General features: G+C 33.7%; 17 protein-coding genes and 1 CRISPR repeat array. Of the genes, 2 read left to right on the forward strand and 15 right to left on the reverse strand.

The window, feature by feature from the left end; genetic code table 11:
• Window positions 1-710: 710 nt before the first annotated feature.
• A CRISPR array of direct repeats spans window positions 711-1,142; the repeat unit is 36 nt; unit sequence ATTTTGGAACCATTCAGAACAACACAGCTCTAAAAC.
• Window positions 1,143-1,259: 117 nt separating this feature from the next.
• Window positions 1,260-5,288 (reverse strand): type II CRISPR RNA-guided endonuclease Cas9, encoded by a 4,029-nt coding sequence (gene cas9, locus RWZ86_RS04130; RefSeq protein ID WP_314680253.1) that lies wholly within the window; start codon window positions 5,286-5,288, stop codon window positions 1,260-1,262.
• A 317-nt stretch (window positions 5,289-5,605) separates the two neighbouring features.
• Window positions 5,606-6,613 carry a serine hydrolase domain-containing protein gene (locus RWZ86_RS04135; protein ID WP_314680255.1) on the reverse strand — a complete coding sequence of 336 codons (1,008 nt, stop codon included), beginning with the start codon at window positions 6,611-6,613 and terminating at the stop codon, window positions 5,606-5,608.
• Between the two features lie 122 nt (window positions 6,614-6,735).
• Between RWZ86_RS04135 and cysK the strand changes: the two genes are divergently transcribed.
• Window positions 6,736-7,662, forward strand: coding sequence for a cysteine synthase A (gene cysK / locus RWZ86_RS04140; protein ID WP_314680257.1), 927 nt, complete (start codon window positions 6,736-6,738; stop codon window positions 7,660-7,662).
• 50 nt (window positions 7,663-7,712) lie between these two features.
• Here cysK and RWZ86_RS04145 read toward each other — a convergent pair whose 3' ends face one another.
• The 6 genes from RWZ86_RS04145 to RWZ86_RS04170 all read right to left on the reverse strand — a co-directional run bounded on the left by RWZ86_RS04145 (window position 7,713) and on the right by RWZ86_RS04170 (window position 13,772).
• Complete coding sequence (locus RWZ86_RS04145; RefSeq protein WP_314680259.1) at window positions 7,713-8,894, reverse strand: aminotransferase class I/II-fold pyridoxal phosphate-dependent enzyme; 1,182 nt, start codon at window positions 8,892-8,894, stop codon at window positions 7,713-7,715.
• Window positions 8,891-9,385, reverse strand: coding sequence for an Lrp/AsnC family transcriptional regulator (locus RWZ86_RS04150; RefSeq protein WP_314680261.1), 495 nt, complete (start codon window positions 9,383-9,385; stop codon window positions 8,891-8,893). The genes RWZ86_RS04145 and RWZ86_RS04150 overlap by 4 nt, the downstream gene beginning before the upstream one ends.
• A gap of 99 nt (window positions 9,386-9,484) precedes the next feature.
• Window positions 9,485-10,609 carry a hypothetical protein gene (locus RWZ86_RS04155; RefSeq protein WP_314680263.1) on the reverse strand — a complete coding sequence of 375 codons (1,125 nt, stop codon included), beginning with the start codon at window positions 10,607-10,609 and terminating at the stop codon, window positions 9,485-9,487.
• A gap of 173 nt (window positions 10,610-10,782) precedes the next feature.
• A complete protein-coding gene (locus RWZ86_RS04160) occupies window positions 10,783-12,108 on the reverse strand; it encodes a C1 family peptidase (protein ID WP_314680265.1) in 1,326 nt (441 codons plus the stop codon).
• 130 nt (window positions 12,109-12,238) lie between these two features.
• Window positions 12,239-12,637 carry a transcriptional regulator SpxA gene (gene spxA / locus RWZ86_RS04165; protein ID WP_314110647.1) on the reverse strand — a complete coding sequence of 133 codons (399 nt, stop codon included), beginning with the start codon at window positions 12,635-12,637 and terminating at the stop codon, window positions 12,239-12,241.
• A gap of 343 nt (window positions 12,638-12,980) precedes the next feature.
• The gene (locus RWZ86_RS04170) at window positions 12,981-13,772 is read right to left on the reverse strand and encodes a nucleotidyltransferase domain-containing protein (RefSeq protein WP_314680268.1); all 792 of its coding nucleotides are present in this window, start codon (window positions 13,770-13,772) and stop codon (window positions 12,981-12,983) included.
• A 188-nt stretch (window positions 13,773-13,960) separates the two neighbouring features.
• Between RWZ86_RS04170 and trpS the strand changes: the two genes are divergently transcribed.
• On the forward strand, window positions 13,961-14,956 hold the full coding sequence (gene trpS / locus RWZ86_RS04175) for a tryptophan--tRNA ligase (RefSeq protein ID WP_314680270.1): 996 nt from the start codon (window positions 13,961-13,963) through the stop codon (window positions 14,954-14,956).
• Between the two features lie 64 nt (window positions 14,957-15,020).
• Here trpS and RWZ86_RS04180 read toward each other — a convergent pair whose 3' ends face one another.
• From RWZ86_RS04180 to RWZ86_RS04210, 7 genes are all read right to left on the reverse strand, one after another.
• Window positions 15,021-16,043, reverse strand: a complete 1,023-nt coding sequence (locus tag RWZ86_RS04180; protein ID WP_314680272.1) for a branched-chain amino acid aminotransferase — start codon at window positions 16,041-16,043, stop codon at window positions 15,021-15,023.
• Between the two features lie 23 nt (window positions 16,044-16,066).
• Window positions 16,067-16,492 carry a hypothetical protein gene (locus RWZ86_RS04185; protein ID WP_314680275.1) on the reverse strand — a complete coding sequence of 142 codons (426 nt, stop codon included), beginning with the start codon at window positions 16,490-16,492 and terminating at the stop codon, window positions 16,067-16,069.
• Between the two features lie 182 nt (window positions 16,493-16,674).
• On the reverse strand, window positions 16,675-17,625 hold the full coding sequence (locus RWZ86_RS04190) for a peptidylprolyl isomerase (protein WP_314680278.1): 951 nt from the start codon (window positions 17,623-17,625) through the stop codon (window positions 16,675-16,677).
• A 184-nt stretch (window positions 17,626-17,809) separates the two neighbouring features.
• Window positions 17,810-18,550, reverse strand: a complete 741-nt coding sequence (locus RWZ86_RS04195) for a 3D domain-containing protein (RefSeq protein ID WP_314680280.1) — start codon at window positions 18,548-18,550, stop codon at window positions 17,810-17,812.
• Window positions 18,551-19,064: 514 nt separating this feature from the next.
• The gene (gene rlmN, locus RWZ86_RS04200; RefSeq protein WP_314110659.1) at window positions 19,065-20,192 is read right to left on the reverse strand and encodes a 23S rRNA (adenine(2503)-C(2))-methyltransferase RlmN; all 1,128 of its coding nucleotides are present in this window, start codon (window positions 20,190-20,192) and stop codon (window positions 19,065-19,067) included.
• 15 nt (window positions 20,193-20,207) lie between these two features.
• Window positions 20,208-21,176 (reverse strand): asparaginase, encoded by a 969-nt coding sequence (locus tag RWZ86_RS04205; protein WP_314680283.1) that lies wholly within the window; start codon window positions 21,174-21,176, stop codon window positions 20,208-20,210.
• Between the two features lie 125 nt (window positions 21,177-21,301).
• The gene (locus RWZ86_RS04210) at window positions 21,302-22,462 is read right to left on the reverse strand and encodes a hydroxymethylglutaryl-CoA synthase (protein ID WP_314680286.1); all 1,161 of its coding nucleotides are present in this window, start codon (window positions 22,460-22,462) and stop codon (window positions 21,302-21,304) included.
• Window positions 22,463-22,486: the final 24 nt, after the last annotated feature.

Raw genomic sequence — 22,486 nt, forward strand, 5'->3', positions numbered from 1 at the left:
CAGACTAAATTCAACTGATTTCTAAACTAGAATTTAGATTGAGAATTTACCAATTTCACATAAAAACAATTCAGAACAACACCGTCATTAAAAGGAAATAAACTATTATTTCGTTTTTAATTCAATCGAATAAATCTTCCTTTTGGAACCTTTCCACTTTTTATTTAATAAATTAGATAGAAATTTTAAAAAATATAAAAATCGTTTATAAACATTATTCGTAATAAAAAACTTCTTACAGCTTTCACTTTCAAAAGCTATAAGAAGTTTTACTAACATTATCTTTAACTACCTCATAATCATCAGTCCGCTATGATTATTATTGTTCTAATTTTTTATTACTTAAATCGGACTACAAATCACAATGTATCTAATGTATCTAATTTACACTGATATGATTGAATTTATAAATATCGGTAAAAACAATACTCATCCGTAAACAACGATTCGACATCATGATTTGCTCCTCATTAAATAAAATCAGAACACGATTTCTTTAAAACTAACAAAAGTACATTTTATTATTTTAGAACTATTCAGAACAACACGCTATAAAACATTTCCTATATTCTCTTTTCTAGATTTAATTCTTAGAAAAACTCAGAAATATACCATTCTAAAAATTTTAAAATGCAATAAATTAATTCTTAGAAACATTGGAACTATACACATACCTTACTCTATTATCTTACAAAATACAAGATAAATAATAATTGAAACTAGAAAGAACAACACAGCTCTAAAACGCTGGTCGTGATGGAGTAGTTACGTTCGAGATTTTGGAACCATTCAGAACAACACAGCTCTAAAACTTTTCTTTTAGTTCTTTGGTAATTTGTGAAATTTTGGAACCATTCAGAACAACACAGCTCTAAAACTAAATTATTTGGTCTAACTCATTCATATTAATTTTGGAACCATTCAGAACAACACAGCTCTAAAACATATCTGTGCATATTTAAATAATTAAATAAATTTTGGAACCATTCAGAACAACACAGCTCTAAAACAATGCTTTCAAATGTTTGTACAATTCTTGTATTTTGGAACCATTCAGAACAACACAGCTCTAAAACCAACGTATTCGTTCGAGCCACGTTCTTACAATTTTGGAACCATTCAGGACAACACAGCTCTAAAACCTCACGCTTCAAATTCCCCGCGTGGTTTCGTAATCGCACCATTCGTCCTAGCTAGACTTCAGTTCTGAATAATTCCATTTTTTATATTTGATATTTTACATGAACAGGTAGATTATATTACTTTTCTAGTTTCAAATCTATTCTTGTTTCATAAAATCCTGTAACTGATTGATAAATTAATGTTCCTGTTAAAATTTCCGTAACCGTTGTATAACGTTGTCGATCGATTTGTTCTCCAAAAAATTGAAAAGCTGCCGATGCTCCTGCTTGAGTAAACGTTAATAGAGATAAAATGGCTGTTGAAAGTTCATCAATAGAAGCTTTTTCATAATTTTTCTCCATTATTTTCTTTAATTTTTCTACTGCTGTCGGTTTAACAATCCATTGTTCGGATCTTCCAATAATAAAGTCAAACAACTCTTTAAATTCTGAACGATGCTGTTCTAAATATTCACGATGTTCCTTGTTTTGTTCATCATCTCTATGAATTGCATGATATAACAATAGTGTGGAATCTTTAGATATTGTAAATTCATTTGCTTTTTGTAATTCTTGGTGACTCGCTATTCTACGTCTTTTACCATCTTCCAATTCAAACAAAGTATATTTAGGAAGAATCAAAATAGAATTTTCTTTTACATTTGTATAGCCTGATTCTTCAAAGAACACATTAGGATTATCTTCAAATCGTTTTTGATTCATAATCGATACTCCAATAATATCTTTTACTTTAACATGTTTCTTACCTTTAACTTTTTCATATTCAAACAGAACAGAATAAGCAATTTTTGGACTTCCGACACCACCATATTTATTCGTATCCCATCCATTTTTACGTGGAAGTAGTTTATCAGAAGTTCCTTTTTTCTCGACTGTTTCATTGGTAAATCCACCGGACTGAATCTCCGTTTTCTTCACAACAGTTACTTGGTTATTAAAGATAACTTTCTTAATCATTCCAATATGTTGATTCTTATTCCAAAACACATTCCCTTGAGAATCTTTCTGTTCTCCATCCTCTTGTAAAAATTTCAATACATTTGAATATAGATAAACTTTTTTAGTAGCTTTTTCTTCTTCATTCGACTTACGACTTAGATGCAAATGTTGTCCATATATAAATTCAGGAGCTAGTTTTGGATATTTTTTAATCAAAAGATTTCCCACGATAGCATTTAAATATGCATCGTGCGCATGATGATAATGATTCAAATCGCGAATTTTTGGCAGTGCAAACATTTTTCTAAAATTAGCTACTAAACTAGATTTTAAGGTTACAATTTTCACTTCATAGATTTTCTTACCCGATTCATCTATACTTGAATTCCATCTTTCATCTAACATTCTTGCGATATGTTTTGTAATTTGTCGAGTTTCGACTAATTGTCGATGAATAAATCCTTCTTTATCTCTATCGGTTAATCCCCCATGACGTGCCTTTGTTAATCGATTATATTTAGATTCACTCATTAATTTTGCATTTAATAAAACTCTCCAGTAAGCATCCATACGCTTCACAACTTCTATACTTGGAACATCATCAGATTTTCCTCGATTTTCTTTAGAGCTAACTAATACTTTATTATCAATGGAATCGTCCGGCAAGAAACTACGAGGAATAATATGATCCACATCATAATCACTTAAACGAGTAATTTCTAGTGGTTGATCAATATACATATCTTTACCATTTTGCAAGCAATACAAGTATAGTTTTTCCTTCAACAATTCCTTGTTTGTAATATTATGGTCTTCTAGAAGTTTACTAGATAGTAATTTCAAGCCTTCCGACACTTTCTTAAATCTTGTTCTTGATTGTTTCAACCCTTGAGCAGTCGTTTGATTTTCTCTAGCCATCTCTATGACAATGCTGGTTGGTTTATATCCCATAATTTTAATAAGTTCATCTACAATTTTCATAGTTTGTAAAATGCCTTTTTTAATAGCGGGGCTTCCAGCAAGAGACTGAACTTGTTCGACTAAGCTATCTACTTCTCCAACTACCTGAGCTTCGGTAATTTGTTTCTTAAAGGTTAAATAATCATCTCGAATTAATTGCATGAAATTACGATTTCCAGCAGGATCATCTTTCAAATAATCTAAAATTGTTTTCCCGTTATCTCTAATTCCATCAATTAATTTTTTAGACAATCTTCCCCATCCAGTATAGTGGCGTCTTTCTAATCGTTTCATCACTTTTTCGTCAAAATAAGTTTTATACTGACTTAAACGTTCACGAATCATTTTTCGATCTTCAAAAATCGTTAATGTTAAAATAATATCTTCAATAATCGGTAGATTAGCTTCATTATCTAAAAAGTCTTTATCCACTTTTAATTTTAACAAATCATGATACGTTCCTAATGAAGCATTAAAGGCTTTGGTTTCTTTACTTAACCCTTCAATTTTTTCTATTCTAAAATCAGCATATGCGATTTTTAAATAGTTCATTAGTTTTTCAACCGTAACTTTACGTTCTTTTTTAAACACATTATCAATAATTGCTTTCTTAGCTTTTGCATTAAAGTAAGAAGCTTTTCCTTGATCATCCACAAATTGAATTTTAGTTAATTCATTATAGACCGCAAACAATTCATATAAGTAACTATGTTTTGGCAATACTTTTTGATCTGGTAAGTAAATATCATAGTTTGTCATACGATGAATAAATTCTTCTGCAGCAGCTTTTGTATCGACAATTTCGTCAAAATTCCACGGACGAATAGGTTCATCAGAATGATAAGTCGCCCAGGCAAATGGACTTTGTTGATTTTTCGCTAAAGGTCCAACATAATATGGAATTGTAAATTCAAATATTTGAACTAATTTATCTTTATTTTCTAATAAAAATGGATAAAAAACACCTTGTCGTTCAATAATGGCTTCGAATTCTTTTTGATGAATTTGATGGGGAATTGATCCATTATCAAAAGTACGTTGTTTTCTTAAAAAGTCTTCTCGTTCTAATTTTTCTTTGAATAATTCTGGAGCTTCTGTTGCTTCAAATAACTTTTTCAATTGTTTATAAAAAGTCTCTTGAGTGGTACTTCCATCAATGTATCCTGCGTAACCATCTTTTTTAGGGCCATTGAAGAATTCTTTGTATGTTTCTCGTTCCAAAGTTGCTTTGAAAAACTGTTTCAATTCTGCTAACTCTTCTTGGTGATTGTCATATCTCTCAATCATTGCAGCAGATAGAGGAGCTTTTGTATTTTTATCCTTAATTGATAAAATATTCGCTAGAACAACACTATCATAAACTTTCTTAGCAGCTAGAAATACATCCGCTACTTCATCTCCAACTTGTTCCAATAATGCAGTTAGGTCATCTTCATAATTTTCTTTAGAAAATTGAAGAGTAGATTTTTCATCTAGCTCAAAAATCTTTTTAAATTCGCCTGAGTTACCTACAATTAATTTTAAAAATTCAATCAATGGACTCTTTTTATCAATCGTATATGTCTGTACAATTTTATCTTTTTTAGCAGATTTACTAATTTTCTCAGTTAAAATGCCTCTTACTTCCATTTTCTTTTCTAGCACAGAAACATCTTCAAAATAGGCACTATAGCTAGCTAAAAATTCATCAAACAACTGTTGAATATCATTGTTTTCAACATCTACATTTCCTCCAATTAAAAAATGCCCTCTAAACTTAACGATATGAGCTAAAGCTAAATAAACTAAACGTAAATCAGCTTTTTCTTTTCCATCTGCTAATTCTTTTCTTAAATGGTAGATTGTTTTATAGTTATCATGAAAGGCAACTTCTTGTTCAACATTTCCAAAAAATGGATATTTACTATGTGGTTTATCCTCTTCCCATAAAAATGAATCTTGTAATCTCGCAAAGAAATTTTCATCCACGTGCATCATAAATGGCGCGAAAATTTCTTGTAAATAACGGATTCGATTCCTTCTTCGTTCAATTCTACGACGATTGGTACGCTTCATTCGACGAGCCATCGCTGTTTCACCACTATCAAACAATACGGAACCCATTAAATTTTTACGAATAGATTTTTTATTAGTATTTCCTAAAACTTTTACTTTTTTTACGGGAACTTTATAATTGTCATCAAAAATAACACTATACCCAACACTATTTGTCCCAATATCTAATCCAATGGAGTAATTTTTCCTCATATTTCCCACCTCTTCAAGAAATTATTCGCAGTTTCATTTTAACAAAAAACGTTTACATTTTAAACTGTCTATTGTATACTTTCAGTGTGGAACTATTCAGAACAACACGCAAGTTAAAATAAGGCTTGTCCGTAAACAACGTTTCATACGTGGATGTCGATTCGACATCTTTTTTATTTCCTTTAAAGTTTAAATTATTACTAACGTACTCTCATAAACTCCCGTTAAAGCACAAAAGACTTCTTATAGTAACACGAGACTCACCAAAGCGAGGCTGCTGACGTCTATTGCTACTATATTCAAGAAGTCCTTTTGCGCTACGCCTCATGCTCATAAATCTGAATCAATTCTTCTCTTAATCGATTATAAGATGGCGTATCTTCATATTGATGGATACGATTTGTTAATAAAATCATTCCTTGTTTTGTTCTTAAGTTCATCAATACTGTTGTCCCCGTAAATCCGGTATGTCTTAACCAAATTTGTTCTCCCACTCGGTCCATATCCCATCCAAGTGAACGCCCTGCTTGTCTCGTCGGTGTCCAGTCCTTCAATAAACTTTGCATCATCTCTGCACTACAGTATTCAAATTCTCCCAACTTTCCGTCATTTAAATATAATTGCACTAAAGTGATACAATCATCCAATGTCGCAAATAGTCCGGCACTTCCACATCTTCTTTGTAAAATGTTTGCTTTTGGATCATGTACTTCTCCTTGTAATAATTTTCCACGTCTTTCTTCATAAGCTGTTGGCACGCAATCCTCACTAGGCAATGGTCCATATGAAGCAGTAAGTTTCAACGGACGAGCAATTCTTTCGTCAAATAAATCCGCAATTGGTTTGCCAAATTCTTTTTCTAAAATAATTCCTGCTAAAACAAATCCTGTATCCGTATATTTTACTGTATGGTGAAATGTTTCTGTCACAGGCAAAATCGACAAAGCTTCAATTAAAGCATCCGAAGTTAATTCATTACGATTTTCAATATATCCCCATAATCCTGAAGTATGCGTAATTAAATGTCGAAGAGTAACTCTCTCATCAGCATTTAGAAACCATTTAGTGATAGATTGGTCTAAATCAATTTCCTTCTTTTCGACCATTTGTACTAATAAGGTACTTGTTACAAATGCTTTTGTAACAGAAGCAAGGTCATAGAACAATCCATCTTCGACAGGTTTACCATTGTCCCCTTTTGTAAGCGTCCCTTCAACTATCTTTTCTACTTCTTCTCCTTCAATAAAAGCAACACTAAATCCTGGATAAACGCCATTATCCATTAATTCTTGAATCTTTCCCATTGTTTTCGGATATTTTTTCATAAAAACACCCCTTTCTTTTAATTTTTTCAAGCAAATCTCTTGTTTTTGTCAAAATACAGGTCTAAAATACCCCTTAAGCAGCCCTTCAAAGTTGCCCAATTAAATATTTTGGAGGTATCCTTATGTCAAAAAGAGTAAACCATATTACTGAATTAATCGGTAATACACCCCTTGTTAAACTAAATCGTTTAACAGATGCAGATAGTGCAGATATTTACGTGAAAGTAGAAGCTTTTAACGCTGGTGGTTCTGTTAAAGACCGTATCGCACTCAATATTATTGAAACTGCTGAAAGAGAAGGCCAGCTAAAACCAGGAGATACGATTATAGAAGCAACTTCTGGGAACACTGGAGTCGGCTTATCCCTAGTTGGAGCAGCTAAAGGCTATAAAGTCATTACAATTATGCCAGACTCAATGTCTATCGAACGCCGTCAATTAATGGCAGCATATGGTACAGAAGTATTATTAACACCTGCTGCCGAAGGATTCGGAGCTGCCGTTCAAAAAGCAGAAGAATTATCTCAACAACCTGGTTATTTCTGGGCAAGACAATTTGACAACCCAGCTAACCCAAGCATTCACTATCAAACAACTGGTCAAGAAATTATTCAAGCCTTCGATGGTGAAACACCTGACGCATTTGTTGCCGGTATCGGAACAGGTGGAACTATTACAGGTGTCGGTCGTGCTTTAAAAGAAAAAAATGCTGCTGTTCAAATTATTGGAGTAGAACCTGAAGAAGCTCCATTTATCTCAAAAGGACAAAAAGGAAAACACCGTATCCAAGGAATTTCCGCTGGATTCTTACCAAGTATTATCGATAAAGAAGTTATCGATGATTTCGAACTAATTACAAGTGAATTAGCGATTGAAACAGCTAAAAAATTAGCTGCTACTGAAGGAATTCTAACAGGAATTTCATCAGGTGCTGCAGTTGCTGCGGCATTACGTGTTGCGAAAAAACTTGGAAAAGGCAAAACTGTTGTTGCACTTCTACCAGATACTGGTGAACGTTATTTATCAACAGGTATTTTCAATAAAGACTAAATTTTTACATTCAAAAACTCCTGTCATCTTGAAGTGACAGGAGTTTTATTTTACGAAATGTGACCGCTTCTCAATTTATGAATAAAACTTTCTAGACGTTCGATTGCTTTTTTCAAACTATCTAATGAGTAGGCATAAGAAATTCGAACGAATCCTTCTCCACTTTCACCAAAGGCAGATCCCGGAACAACCGCTACACGTTCTTCTTGCACTAATTTCGTCGCAAATTCCTCAGAAGTCATGCCAAATTGAGAAATATTTGGGAAAATATAAAACGCTCCAAATGGTTCAAAACATGGAATCCCTAATTCTTCCATTTTTTTCAATAAATAACGTCTGCGTTGATTATAACTTTCTCGCATTTCAATCACATCATCATCACAATTTTTCAAAGCATCAATCCCCGCATATTGACTTGTCGTTGGTGCTGCCATAATCGTAAATTGATGAATTTTAATCATTTGTTTCATCAACACTTCAGGAGCTAGAGTATACCCCATTCTCCATCCAGTCATCGCAAAAGCTTTTGAGAACCCATTGATTAAAACGGTTCTTTCTTTCATCCCTTCAATTTCCACAATACTTACATGACGATTTCCTGTATACGTTAATTCAGAATAAATTTCGTCTGAAATCACAACGATATTATGTTTTAAAATTACTTTTGCAATCGCTTCTAAGTCTTCACGACTCATCACCGCTCCTGTCGGATTATTTGGAAAAGACAGGACGATTGCTTTTGTTTTTGGAGTAATCGCTGCTTCTAATTCTTCCGGAGTTAAACGGAATTGATTTTCCTCTTTAAGAGGAATTCTTACAGGTACTCCATTCGACAACACAATACATGGTAAATATGATACATAACAAGGTTCACAGAAAATCACTTCATCTCCTGGATTTAATAAAGCTCGCATTGCTAAATCAATTGCTTCGCTTCCTCCAATCGTTACAAGAGCCTCCGTCATTGGATTATAAGTAACTCCTTGTTTACGTTCGATATAACGACAAATTTCTTGACGTAATTCTTTCAAACCGGCATTGGCTGTGTAAAAAGTTCTTCCTTTTTGAAGAGAATAAATCCCTTCTTCTCTTACATGCCAAGGAGTATCAAAATCTGGTTCCCCTACCCCTAAACTAATAACATCTTCTAATTCATTGGCAATATCAAAGAAACGACGAATTCCAGATGGTTTAATTCCTGTTACTTTATGACTTAATAATGATTCAATCATGGAGTAACCACCATCCGTTTATCTCCAGTCTTTCCAATAAACATTGTGCCATGGTCTTTATATTGTTTTAATACAACATGTGTTGTAGTTGATTGTACTTCATCAATAACAGATAAACGACTAGATACAAACGCTGCAATATCTCTCATTGGTGCCTTTTTCAATTTCACCATAAAATCATATCCACCAGACATTAAATATAAATCTTCTACTTCAGGGAAATGATAAATTTTTTCTGCAATACGATCAAATCCCATTCCTCGTTGAGGGTTTACTTTTAACTCGATAATCGCAGATACATTGACATCATCTGTTTTTTCCCAGTTAATTAATGTGTGATAGCCACAAATCACTTTTTGGTCTTCTAATTCTTGAATTCTTCTTTGAACTTCATCCGGTTCAATCGCTAATAAAGTCGCAATTTCTTCTGTTGTTAAGCGACTATTTTTTTCGATTAATTTTAAAATTTGTTCATTTACATCTTTGAACATATTTCTTCCTCCTATACTAATTCTCTTCTTGAAGAAATCTATCTTCTCTATTGTATCCTACTTTTCCTAAAAAAACTAATGCTTTATTCGATTTTTCTTTTATTTTCTCGCCCATTTACTAAAGGCATCTAAGGAATGGTGCATGAACTGACGAGATTGCTTTTGAATTTTCTCAAACAACGTTTTCTTTTTCATCGGCACATGGATCACAGGTTTTTGAATGCTTGGTTCTTCAAGTTCTAATCCATGTTTTACAATAAACGCTTGAACTTCTGCATTATGCTTTCCTTGCTTCATACGACTCGCAATTTTCGTTTCCAGTAAAATACTACTTTCCTGAATCGTAAATGAATTTTCTTTTTTCGATAATAATGCCATCATTTCAATTCCACTATAACAACAAGCGCTTAGTATCATCACTAAATAATACGATTGTTGATGTACAAAACATAATTCTTGATACGATTGGAATTTTCGCTGATAAAGATTTTCCAGCACTTCCATCACTCGATTAGCTTCTATTTCATTTCCAAAATAAGCAAAAACTTTCCCTAAAACTTCCACTAACTGCCTGAATACTTGACGTGCATCTGTAGAAGCTTGAAAAATACGATTCATTTCTTCTTCCACAGTCTGTTTCGCTAAATATAATTTTTTCTTGCAATCAATTTTTTGCAAACTAATAAGAGTCGCTACTTTATCCCCGTCTACACATTCATATAATAAATCCAACATTTCTTCTAATCCAAATGAAGGAAGATGGACTGATTCATAAATGGGATAAGGTTTTGCCATAACATTAATAATGCCTTTTACAGGAAGTGATAAATCCACTAACTGACTTTGAAATTGTTCAGCTTTTGTACCAATGGATTGCGTTAAGGCAATAATCGTTGGGAGATGGTTAGCAATTCTGAATAACGATTCTTTTGTTTCAAGAGAAAAGTCATTGCTAGAACCATTCAGACAATAAATACATGCATCATAATTGAATGAAGTTGGAAGTTCCTGTAATAACGAAACCTCATCCACTTGAAATTGTGGAATATTTTCGTTTTTCTTTAAATCAAATAAAGATTGTATCAACGTTGTTTTTCCAACACCAGCCTCGCCTAACACTAACAGACGATACGTTGGCAATTGTTGCCATTGACTTTCTAGCGCTTCTTGAAAAATGCTTGCCACTTCCACTATCTTCTCTCCCTTCCATAACGCCACTATCATACCATATTCTCCCTAAAAACTCTTGCTTCTTAATGGTTAAATTTTTATTATTTTTTGGACTATAAAGAAAAAAGGAAATGACTTTTTATAGTAGCGCAAGTATTGAGACTCGCAAAAGCGAGGCTGCTTGCGTCCTCCGCTACTATATTAAAAAAGTCATTTCCGTCCTCATACTAGGCTAACGAACCCATGGGATCCCATGGTGCTAATACGATTGGTTCAGCATTAAATGCTGCTAATTGCTCTGGTGTTAAGAATTCTTTACGAACTACGATTTGATACGTAAATTCATCCATCCATTCATCTGACATCATCCAGAATCCATTAACCCCAGATTTTTCTCCCCAACTATTTTCTACTTTCCAACGAGTTGGTTTTCCATTTACTAAATCTACCCCAGTTAATACCATGGCATGTGTCATTAAACTTTCACCATATTCTAAACGTTCTGCTTTAGAAAGTTTGAAGTCTAATCCCAATAAACCTTTCAAATCATAATGATCCATTGCCATTAATCCAGTATCACGACCTGAGAATTGACCTACATCACAACCAAACCAAATTGATTCCCCTTGTTCTAATTGTTGAATCGCAAGTTTCTTGAAAGTATCCATTTCCACATTTAAATATTTAACTGGAGTTCCTCCAACAACGTTTCCTAACATTTCAACTGTATAAGAACGATTGTATGGTTTGTCTGCTGTTGGCGCATTAATAATTGATACATATTGATCTAAATCTAATCCAACAAACTGTTTATAAAATGTTTGTGGTGTTAAATTTTCATAGTGATGATATTCTTTATCTTTATCACGATAAGAAAAATCAAACACTTCTGGTGGAGTTCCTAAACTGATTGCTAATAAATCATAGACTTCCTTCATCAATTGTTTACGAACTTCCAAGATTTTTTCTTCAGTAGCTCCCCCTGCTACTAAATCTCTTAAAATTTTCGCATCTTCACGAAGTTTTTTGTTTAAGTATTTATTCAACTCTCCTGAAGCTGAACTACTAAAACTTTCTGGCATTACTGCCTTTGGTACGACACCATACTTATTAAAGATGGAAACAATCATATCCCATTGGCCACCATCTTGTTGTGGTGTTTGAAGTAAGAAGGCAACATTACGACTTGTAATGTCTTCATGAGCCGTTTTTAAAATATTCTCATGGAAGAAATTCGCCTTCTCATATTTATCCCAGAAAAAAGTATAGCTTTGAGAAAGTTCAAATTCCTCTAGCTTAAACTCATTAAAGATTTTATGACGGAACGTGTTTAACGCAGCAAACATCCAACATCTCCCAGATTGTTTTTGATTTGCCACCTTTCCATGTTCCAAATCAATGGAATAAACGGGCGGGTTTTTCACGATTGCTTCTACATTTTGGCTAGAAGCGTGAATCCCATTTTTCACAGTTGCATGTTGTGCAACTTTCTTTTGTCCGTCAGATTGAAATTTTTGACGGAACTCATCAGTCATGTCTTTTGTTAAAAACATATACTCATCTCCTTTTCCTTTTGTATTCTACATCATACTCCTCTTATGCTGTTTTTTTCAAGTGAAAAGAGAGTAATTTTAATAAAAACTAAAATAAAAACACTGTAGAAATTTCTACAGTGCCTCATTCTTAAAAATTCACTAATCTTTGTGCTTGATCTAATTCAAAAGCTCTTACTTCACGAGGTAAGAAACGACGAATCTCATCTTCGTTATATCCTACTTGGAATCTCTTTTCATCCAACATAATTGGGCGACGTAATAAGCCTGGGTTTTCTTGAATTAAAACAAATAATTGATTCAAAGGAACTTCATCTAAATCTAAGTTTAATTCTTGGAATGCCTTTGAACGTGTTGAAATAATCTCTTCTGTTCCATCTTCCGTCATACGTAAAATATTTTTAATTTCGTCAATTGTTAATGGTTCAGAGAAAATATTTCTTTCAGTATATGCGATAGTGTGTTCTTCTAACCAAGCACGTGCTTTACGGCATGAAGTACAACTTGGTGATGTATATAATGTAACCATAAATCGCTCCTTCTCGATGAGCTAGTTTAGATGGGCTCATCACGCTTTATATTATATATTATTTTTAGAATAAAATCTATACATTTTTCGTAAAAATTTAATTTTTTCACAAATTATTTTTTGGAGTCTCTCTAAAGGTATTTCATTAAAATCCGATTATTTCAAGGTTTAATCTTTTCTTAACATTTGTCAAGTAATATCCTTTTTCACATTTCAGGGATAATCCGATAACCTTCCACTATTACAGCTTCATACTATTCCTTTTAAGGAAAAATTTTCACCACTATTTCTTCCCAAAATATATTAGGGTGTGAAGAAATTAATCTTCTGATTTCTTTATTTTCTATTCACACTCTTCCACTAGTGTTCTAAGATAAACTAATAGAGTATTCAATGCTTTTACTGCTTCCTCTTTCTTACCAGGTCGGTAAAGAGCTTGAAAATACGCTTGAATATTCACTTCAAAATCTTTTGGTAAATGAGTACATCTCTCTTTAGCATACTGTAACATTCGTTTTTCTCCCGGGTGAAGCTGTTCATTAAGTGCAAACAATAAATCAAAATAAGACGCAAAAAATTCGCTGCTTCGATGATTTATGCTTAATAAATCTTGACGTTTGATTACTTTTTGAATTTGTTTAGAAAAAGCTGGCATCCCCTGTTCTAGTAATAACATTTGTTTCTGAATAATATTCCTTTTTAACTCAGTTGGATAAGGTACCTGATACTTACTCTTCAACTGAGCAAAGCGTCCGTCTTTGTCATAGAGAATTTTACTGTGAATTACATTATACCACATACAGGTTGTATAAGAATTTTGAGCTTGATGATTCATAATTATGTTCTCTAACTCTTTATCAAAACCATCTAGTGAACGATAGATCAATTCAATCTCTATCCCATTCTTTAAAACACAATCATCCTCTAATTCCCAAAATTGATTACCAATTTCCATATAGGAACAGTACTTACTAAGAATTTCTTTCCTAATCCCTTCGCTTATTGGTACGGTTAAATAAATATATACATCATAATCAGAATCTTTATCATAATTCTCTCCTGCACGAGAGCCTCCTAAAACAATCGCTTCTACTTGCTCTAATTGTTCTAATTCTTTAAAAAGATTTTGCGGCATTTTGAAATACCTCCTTTTATTTCTATCAAAAATTTGAAAACTAAGCATATGATAACAGATTTATTCTACGAGTAGCACTACATTTGCTTATCTTATGATGAGCCTAACAAAAACATATTTTTTTGTGTTAATTTTTCAAAAATACGGTATAATAAGACTAATTCATTGAATTTTAAAGGAGAATATATATGACTAAAAAGAAAATTTTCTCTGGAGTACAACCTTCAGCTATCCCAACAATTGGAAACTACATTGGTGCGATGAAAAATTTCGTTGCGTTACAAGACGAATATGACTGCACATACTGTATCGTAAATCAACATGCGATTACAGTTCCACAAGACCCTAAAAAATTAAAAGAACAAACTCGTTCCCTTGCTGCATTATACTTAGCAATTGGATTAGATCCTGAAAAATCTACGATTTTCGTTCAATCTGAAGTTCCAGCACATGCTCAAGCTGCATGGATTGTACAATGTAATGTAGGTGTCGGCGAATTAGAACGTATGACACAATACAAAGATAAATCTCAAAAACAACAATCAGTATCTGCAGGTTTATTAACTTATCCACCATTAATGGTAGCAGACATTGTTTTATACAATGCTGAAGTTGTTCCTGTTGGGGAAGACCAAAAACAACATATGGAATTAACACGTGACTTCGTCGCTCGTTTTAACAGCCGCTATGGAAACGGGAATGAATTATTAAAAATGCCAGAACCATTTATTCCAAAAGCTGGAGCACGTGTCATGAGCTTACAAACTCCTACGAAAAAAATGAGTAAATCAGATGCAAATGTGAAAGAATACATTAGCATGTTAGATGAACCAGCAATCATTCGTAAAAAAATTAAAAGTGCTGTAACGGATTCAAGTGGTGTCATTGAATACAACCCAATTGAAAAACCAGGAATTTCGAATCTTTTAACAATCTTCAGTGCATTTTCAAACCGTAGCATTGAAGATTTGGTAGAAACTTATAAAGATTCAGGATATGGTACTTTTAAAGCGGATTTAGCAGAAGCAATCGTAGCTGTAATGGAACCAATCCAACAACGTTACTATGAATTACTAAACTCTAAACAATTAGATGAGATTTTAGATGAAGGAGCTAAAAAAGCAAACGCTGTTGCCTCTAAAACTCTTCGTAAAATGGAAAAAGCTGTCGGCTTTGCAAGATAATCATTCAAAACAAAATCCTGTCGGTAACATTACTGACAGGATTTTTATTTTGTTAAATTTTAAATTATACTTTTTGAATCCAACCTTCTGGAGCTTCTACATCCCCATATTGAATCCCTACTAATTCGTCATATAAACGACGAGTGACTGGTCCTACTTCTGTTTCTGAATAGAATACATGGAAGTCATCCCCATTTTGGATACCAGCAATTGGGGAAATAACCGCTGCTGTACCACATGCTCCAGCTTCTGTAAATTCATCTAATTTATCAATGAATACATCTGCTTCTTTCACAACCATTCCTAAACGGTGTTCTGCTAACCATAATAATGAGTATTTTGTAATACTTGGTAAAATCGATGGAGAGTATGGAGTAATGAATTGATTATCTTTAGTAATTCCAAAGAAATTCGCAGCTCCAACTTCTTCAATCTTAGTATGAGTCAATGGATCTAAATAAATACAGTCACTAAATTGACGTTTTTTAGCTTCTTTACCAGGTAATAAGCTGGCTGCATAGTTTCCTCCAACTTTTGCAGCACCAGTTCCTACAGGAGCAGCACGGTCATATTCACTCACTACGAAGCTAGTTGGTGTTAAGCCACCTTTGAAATAAGCTCCTACTGGCATTACAAAAATTGTAAAAATATATTCTGGAGCTGGGCTTACACCAATCGTATCGCCTACCCCAATCATTAATGGTCGAATGTATAAGCTTCCGCCTGTTCCATATGGTGGAATCCAATGTTCGTTTGCACGAACAACTTCTTTTACCGCTTCAACAAAACGATCTTCTGGAAATTCTGGCATTAATAAACGTTTGCAAGAGCGTGCAAAGCGAGCCGCATTTTGATCTGAACGGAATAAATTAATGCTACCATCTTTACAACGATAAGCTTTCAATCCTTCAAAAGCTTGTTGTCCATAATGAAGTGCTGTTGATGCTTCACTAATATGAAGTACATTATCTTCTACTAGAGCTCCATTATCCCACTCACCATCTTTATAATAACTAATATAACGATAGTCTGTTTTAATATAACTAAATCCTAAATTTTTCCAATCTAAGTCTACTGTTTTTGTCATAATAACACTTCCCTTAAAGTTCTTTATTTTACTGGTTTATAATTACCCGTTACTGAATCCATCTCTTCCAAAACTTTTGAAGATTGTGTATATCGGAAATATCCAAAGCTACTTGATCCACCTTGTTCTTGATGTCTAATGTGAATATCAATCGAGTCTTTTGTCTGAGCTTGAACTAATATCGTATAATGATCATCCAGTAAGACTTGTTTTTTCGTTTCAATCTCTTTAATCGCTTCTTTTGCTAAAGCATTTAGTTCGGTAGTAGTCGTTCCTTCTTTGGTAGAAGTTGCAGTTGTTGTTGTTTCTTCAACTTTTGTCGTCACTACTGATTCTCTATTTTTAGAAACATTCACCATATCAGCTTGATTAAATGTTTCTGTACGATTTGCACAGCCCATTAAGCCAATAGCAAATAAGCTGACTACTAATTTCCATGAAGATTTCATGGTACCCTTCCTTTCCACTTGCTTAGTTTTATAACTTTTCAAAAAAATGATAACGTGAAAACAATTATTAGATTATTTTCAATTTTACAATTTTTCTGTTCATTGTCAAGATGAATTGTTAAAAAAAGAGTAGGAAAAATCAAATAATTCTTTTGATTTTTAGCCTACTCCTAACTAGATATCTAGTTTCCTGTTGTTTGTGATTGTTCTGTTACATTTGGTGTATTATCAGAAAAATCTTTCAATGCATTTTTTAATGTGTCATCTGTAATTTTCACATCTGCACTTTTTACTAATGAAGAAACTACTGAATGGATAGTAGCTGTGTCTTTTAACTTTTCAGCTAATAATTCATCTTCTAATGTAGAACGTACATCGCTCAATGAACCTTTTTCAGGTTTATCGACTAATTTAATCACATGGTAACCATATTGAGTTAATACTGGTTCTTCTGTGATTTCTCCTACTTTTAGACCATAAGCTGCATCAGCAAATTCTTTCACCATGTCTGAGCGTTTAAACGGCCCAATTTTTCCACCATTTTCAGCAGAACTTTTATCTGTAGAATTTTCTTTTGCTAATGTATCAAAATCAGCACCATCTTTTAATTGCTTAATTAAATCTTCTGCTTTTTTCTTAGCTTCTGCTTTTTCATCGTCGGAAGCATTTTGCGATACACCAATTAAAATATGTTGAGCTGTTGCTTTTGGCTCCCATGAATCATAATATTTTTGAACTTCTTCATCACTGAAAGTAGTTGCTTTTTTAACAGCTGCTGTAATTAATTTGTTTAAATAAACAGTATCACGGTAAGCATCTACTGAAGTAAAGCCACTACGAGCTAATACAGCTTTTAAACCATCTTCTCCACCGTATTGTTTTACTTGGTTTGCAACTTCTGTTTTTGCTTCTTCTTCTAATGATTTTTTATCTTTTGCATCATTTTCTAAAACTTTTTGTAACACCAAACGTTGTAAAGTTTGTTCTCCTGATGTTGTTTTTAATGCTTTATAAAACTCTTCCTGGGTAACATTACCTGCTTTTGAAGTCGCCACAGCTGATTGATTATTTGAACATGCTGCTAACGCTAAAGTTGATGCTACAGCTAACATTCCCATCATTGTTTTTTTCATTCATTCCACTCCTGTCGTAATACTAAATATTGCATTTCTCACAATATACCATACTTTCAGTGTATTTCCTAGCTTTTGAAAAAAAGACAATAGTTTTTTCTTAAAATCTTCATATATTTCTAAGCTTATTTTTTTACAAAAAAAGAAAAAGACTGGATTTCCATCCAATCTTTTCTGCTAATTCTTATTTTAAAATACGAATCGTAATTGTACGACGTCCGAAATTATAAGTTTGTGCTACAGTTGGGAAGTGAACATCAATTTTGTTCCCTACAATCGCTCCACCTGTATCTGCTGCACGGAATACACCGTATCCTGGAATTTCTACCATAGTTCCTAATGGAATAACTCTTGGATCTACCGCGATTACCATTGGATCATTTACTAAGTTTGTTCCATCAGCTGTATAGCTAGATAATCCTGCTTCAGCATATGAATAAGCTGTTGCTTCAACGGTTAATGTATAACCTTCTGTTGCTGCTGGAGCTGTTGTAGTAGTTTGTACTTCTTGTGAAGTAGCTGTTTGCGGAGTTGGCTCTACTGCTTTCACTTCTACAACTTCTGTATTATCTTCTACTTTGTAAGTATGCTCTTCTTCTTCAGTTTTCACGACTACTTCTTGTTTATCCGCAGAAAACTTAATTGTTGTCCCTGCATAAATCAAGTTAGCGTTTTGAATATCATTAACACGAATTAAAGCATCTAATGATACATCCATCGCTTCAGCGATAACAGATAATGTATCACCATATTTTACTGTGTACTCTTGTACTCCTTCATCATTATGAACAATTTCATCTTTTACTTCGTCTGTAGTACGTGCTACCCATTCATCAGCCTTAGCTGTTGAAGTTGTCATTCCTGAAATTCCTAGAAAAGCTACTGCGATTGTTGCCAACACCGTCTTCTTTAGTGTAAATTTCATAAACATCCTTTCCGACTCTCTACTAAAAAATTTCGTTTCGAGAATCTACCGCTTAAAATTTCCAAGTGCGGTTTTATTTGATGCAACTACTGTAACACGAAAAAATAGTAAAATGTTGATTTCACGCGTTTTGTTAAGCCTCTTTAAATAAATTGACTTTTTTTGATATTTAGATTACAGAAAATCGATGCGAACATACGTTTTTGTTACATTTGTCATCTTTTTGTAACATTCACTTAAATTTCTCTTTAACTTTTGTTCGTATAAAATTGAAATGTTACAAGTTTGAAAACGGTTTACTTGTTGTGAAGTACATTTTCTTTGTAGAAAATCGCAAAAAATACGAAAGACTTCCCATAGTAGCAGTAGTCCAATAAGCGGCATTTGCCGCTTATTGGACAGGAAACTTCGAGACCTAAGGCTCGAAGTTTAGCAATGAGACTCGCATTTGCGAGGCTGCTTGCGTCCTTTTGCTACTATACAAGGGAAGTCTATACGAATTTTTATTTATATTTTATTTATCTTCTTCTGTTTTACGTTTTCTGTCACGATCACGTTTCATTTGGCTTGAACGTAATTGACCACACGCTGCTTCAATATCATGACCGAATTCTTTACGAACCACACAGTTAATATGATTCTTCTTCAATACATCATAGAAAGCTACTACACGATCCTTACTACTACGTTCATATTGATCATGCTCACGAACCTTATTATACGGAATCAAGTTTACATACGATAAACGTTTTTTATCCGCTAATAAATCTGCCAATTGTTGCGCTTGCTCTACAGAGTCATTGACATGATCCAACATAATATATTCAAATGTCACACGACGGTTCGTCGTACGAATATATTCATTAATAGCTTCCATTACCACTTCAATTGGATATTTACGGTTAATACGCATAATTTTAGAACGAGTATCATTATCTGGAGCATGTAACGATAACGCTAAGTTTACTTGCAAGCCTTCTTTAGCAAAATCTAAAATCTTAGGAGCAAGTCCACTAGTAGATACTGTAATATGACGCGCACCAATGGCTAACCCTGTATCTGAATTGACTACTTTTAAAAACTTAATGACATTATCATAGTTATCAAATGGTTCCCCAATTCCCATTACTACAATATGACTCACACGGTCTCCAGGAGCAACTTCATCTAATGTACGTTGTACGTGCATGACTTGCGCTACAATTTCTCCAGCGACTAAGTCACGTTGTTTCGCAATAATACCACTAGCACAGAAAGTACAACCGATATTACATCCTACTTGTGTTGTTACACAAATCGATAGTCCATACTCTTGTGGCATTAATACTGTTTCAATTAATAATCCATCCGCTAATTCAAATAAGAACTTACGAGTACCGTCTGTTGATTGTTGTTTAATTTTTTCATTTAACACTGGGAATGTAAAAGTTTCATTTAATTTTGCAATTAAATCTTTTGATAAGTTTGTCATTTCTTCAAAACTTGTCACACGTTTACGATATAACCAATCCCATAATTGTCCTGCTCTGAATTTTTTCTCGCCATGTTCTTCAAACCATGCGACTAAATCTTCATAAGGATATCCATAAATAATTGGTTTCCCTTCATATTCACGAACACGTCTTCCGATTTTTGTTACCATTTCTAATCCTTCTTTCTAGCATGCAAATGCTTTTTCAATTTCTTCTATTGATTTTCCTGAACTTAGTAAAACACTTAGTTTCATACGAGCTTTTTGCCCACTCAATCCAGTTGTAAAAATGACACCAGACTGTCTTAATTGTTTCCCTCCACCCAAATAGTCGTAAACATCATAAGTAACACCGTTGAATGCTCTAGAAACTAATACTACAGGAATCCCTGCCTCTAAACATCTTTGTAAGGCGGGTAATGTTGCTGGCGGTAAATTTCCTGCTCCTAGCGCTTCAATTACGACACCTTTTGCATGATGTTCACAAATCGCATCGAGTAGTAGTCCATCCATTCCTGCGTACGCTTTTAATAAGTAAACCCCTGTTTGAACTTCTTCAATGGGATAGTATTCTTGTTTTAATAGACGTTGGAAATAAATGACTTCACTTTTAGAAACTAATCCGATTGGTCCAAAAGTTGGTGTTTGAAAAGTTGCGACATTCGTTGTATGAGTTTTTGTCACATAAGTAGCTGTATGAACTTCATCATTCATCACAACTACAACTCCTTTATCTTTCGATTCTGGAGAAGCTGCTACAATTAAGGAACTCCGTAAATTCGCTAAGCCATCTGACCCAATCTCATTACTTGATCTCATTGCTCCAGTTACTACAATGGGAATCGATAAATTAGTCGTCAATTCTAAAAAATACGCTGTTTCTTCTAAAGTATCTGTTCCATGAGTGACCACAATTCCTGTATATCCCTCTTCAACAGCTGTTAAAATTCTTTTTCTTAATTGCATCATATGAGATTCTTGCATATGAGGAGAAGGTAAATTAAACAAATCTTCTGTATGAATATCTCCAATTAAATCAAATAAATGTGCACTCGATAATAAAGGATTTTCTCCATTAGGAGATACTTTTCCGGTAGAATGGTCTTCGCTCATTGCAATGGTTCCACCTGTATTAATGATTAAAATTTTTGCCATGCTTCAACCTCCTTATCTTTCATGCAAAATCTCTTAGTACATTTTTCATATAATCTTAGTCTACCATAATCTAGACTGTAAAAAAAGAAAAGACTTGAATGAAGCCAAGTCTTTTCTTGTACCATTTATTGTTTTTGATATTGTCTTTGATGTTGATGAACTCCTGAAAGAATAAATGGACTTGCATCTTCCACTTGGAAAGTTTGTTCGCCACTTTCATCTACCATTTGACTAAATAATGTTTCGTATTCTTCAACCGTTACTTGTTTACGAGCCTCTAACAATTGTTGATGAGCTTCTACTCTCAATTTTTTTTCAAAACCTTCCACTAATTCTCCAACGAAGAACTCTCCAACTGCTCCTGAGCCATAACTAAAGAATCCAATACGATCCCCTGCAACTAATACAGAGCTTGTTTCAATTAAAGAAATAAAACTTAAGAATAATGATCCTGTATAAATATTTCCAATGTGACGATTATAAGCTGTACTTTCTTGGTAACGAGCCGTTAATCGTTCTTGTTCTTCTTCTGGTAATTCTTCTAAAAATGGCTTGAAAGCTTTTAATCCCATTTTCGTATATGGTAAGTGGAAGCAAATCGCTTCTAAATCTGCAAGGGTAGCTCCAGTTTGTTTTGCATAATCATTCCAAACTTCTGCAAAGAAACGAATGTATTGTTCATTTGAGAATTTTCCATCTACCATTGGGTATGCTTCATAATTAGGACGCCAAAAATCCATAACGTCATCTGTAAATAAGCTTGTTTCATGTTCTAAGCGAAGTAAACGAGGTTCAGCTGAAACGACCATTGCGACTGCCCCAGCTCCTTGTGTTGGTTCTCCACCACTCTTCAAGCCATATTTAGCGATGTCACTTGCAATGACTAACACTTTTGACTCTGAATTTAAAGCGATATGACCTTTTGCTAATTGTAATGCTGCTGTTGCTCCATAGCACGCATGTTTTAATTCCACACTACGAACTCGATTCGATAATCCTAATAAGTTTTGAATATAAACTGCTGCAGATTTGGATTGGTCAATTCCTGTTTCTGTTCCCACAAGAATCATATCAATAGCTTCTTTATCAGCTTCATCTAAAATTCCAATTGCTGCATTGGCTCCCATTGTGACAATATCTTGAGTCACTGGAGCTACAGCCATTGTGCTTTGTCCAATTCCTATTGTATATTTTTCTGGTTCTACACCACGCTCTACTGCTAAATCCTCCATGGATAAGGCAAACGGAGGTGTATAAAATCCAATTTTATCAATTCCGATATTCATTTCTAACTCCCTTATTCTAATAAG

It is taken from the genome of uncultured Granulicatella sp. (genome assembly GCF_963545075.1).
Classification (GTDB): Bacteria; Bacillota; Bacilli; order Lactobacillales; family Aerococcaceae; genus Granulicatella.

Bases quoted from the DNA above. Each gene is read 5' to 3' on its own strand.
- RWZ86_RS04150 (WP_314680261.1), bottom strand. From the start codon at position 9,385: ATGTTCAAAGATGTAAATGAACAAATTTTAAAATTAATCGAAAAAAAT.
- RWZ86_RS04135 (WP_314680255.1), bottom strand. From the start codon at position 6,613: ATGAAAAAATATCCGAAAACAATGGGAAAGATTCAAGAATTAATGGAT.
- trpS (WP_314680270.1), top strand. From the start codon at position 13,961: ATGACTAAAAAGAAAATTTTCTCTGGAGTACAACCTTCAGCTATCCCA.
- cas9 (WP_314680253.1), bottom strand. From the start codon at position 5,288: ATGAGGAAAAATTACTCCATTGGATTAGATATTGGGACAAATAGTGTT.
- RWZ86_RS04205 (WP_314680283.1), bottom strand. From the start codon at position 21,176: ATGGCAAAAATTTTAATCATTAATACAGGTGGAACCATTGCAATGAGC.
- spxA (WP_314110647.1), bottom strand. From the start codon at position 12,637: ATGGTTACATTATATACATCACCAAGTTGTACTTCATGCCGTAAAGCA.
- RWZ86_RS04160 (WP_314680265.1), bottom strand. From the start codon at position 12,108: ATGTTTTTAACAAAAGACATGACTGATGAGTTCCGTCAAAAATTTCAA.
- RWZ86_RS04210 (WP_314680286.1), bottom strand. From the start codon at position 22,462: ATGAATATCGGAATTGATAAAATTGGATTTTATACACCTCCGTTTGCC.
- RWZ86_RS04155 (WP_314680263.1), bottom strand. From the start codon at position 10,609: ATGATAGTGGCGTTATGGAAGGGAGAGAAGATAGTGGAAGTGGCAAGC.
- RWZ86_RS04185 (WP_314680275.1), bottom strand. From the start codon at position 16,492: ATGAAATCTTCATGGAAATTAGTAGTCAGCTTATTTGCTATTGGCTTA.
- RWZ86_RS04195 (WP_314680280.1), bottom strand. From the start codon at position 18,550: ATGAAATTTACACTAAAGAAGACGGTGTTGGCAACAATCGCAGTAGCT.
- rlmN (WP_314110659.1), bottom strand. From the start codon at position 20,192: ATGGTAACAAAAATCGGAAGACGTGTTCGTGAATATGAAGGGAAACCA.
- cysK (WP_314680257.1), top strand. From the start codon at position 6,736: ATGTCAAAAAGAGTAAACCATATTACTGAATTAATCGGTAATACACCC.
- RWZ86_RS04170 (WP_314680268.1), bottom strand. From the start codon at position 13,772: ATGCCGCAAAATCTTTTTAAAGAATTAGAACAATTAGAGCAAGTAGAA.
- RWZ86_RS04180 (WP_314680272.1), bottom strand. From the start codon at position 16,043: ATGACAAAAACAGTAGACTTAGATTGGAAAAATTTAGGATTTAGTTAT.
- RWZ86_RS04190 (WP_314680278.1), bottom strand. From the start codon at position 17,625: ATGAAAAAAACAATGATGGGAATGTTAGCTGTAGCATCAACTTTAGCG.
- RWZ86_RS04145 (WP_314680259.1), bottom strand. From the start codon at position 8,894: ATGATTGAATCATTATTAAGTCATAAAGTAACAGGAATTAAACCATCT.